1 protein-coding gene is annotated in these 265 nt (G+C 67.2%); it reads left to right on the top strand.

Annotated elements, in window-relative coordinates:
- Positions 1–17: 17 nt before the first annotated feature.
- Positions 18–265 (top strand): carbamoyl phosphate synthase preATP-grasp domain-containing protein (locus IO33_RS45480; RefSeq protein WP_037687649.1); only part of this gene is annotated, 248 nt, incomplete at its 3' end.

The raw sequence follows: 265 nt of genomic DNA, 5'->3' as shown, positions 1-265 counted from the left end.
CCTGATGGAGGGCCAGCGTGCCTAAGCGCACCGATATCCAGTCCGTCCTGGTCATCGGCTCCGGCCCGATCGTCATCGGCCAGGCCGCCGAGTTCGACTACTCCGGCACCCAGGCGTGCCGCGTGCTCAAGGCCGAGGGCCTGCGCGTGATCCTGGTGAACTCCAACCCGGCGACGATCATGACGGACCCGGAGATCGCCGACGCCACCTACGTCGAGCCGATCACGCCCGAGTTCGTCGAGAAGATCATCGCCAAGGAGCGCCC

Source organism: Streptomyces durhamensis, from assembly GCF_000725475.1.
Lineage (GTDB): Bacteria > Actinomycetota > Actinomycetes > Streptomycetales > Streptomycetaceae > Streptomyces > Streptomyces filipinensis.
This window is presented reverse-complemented; position numbering and strand designations above follow the sequence as displayed.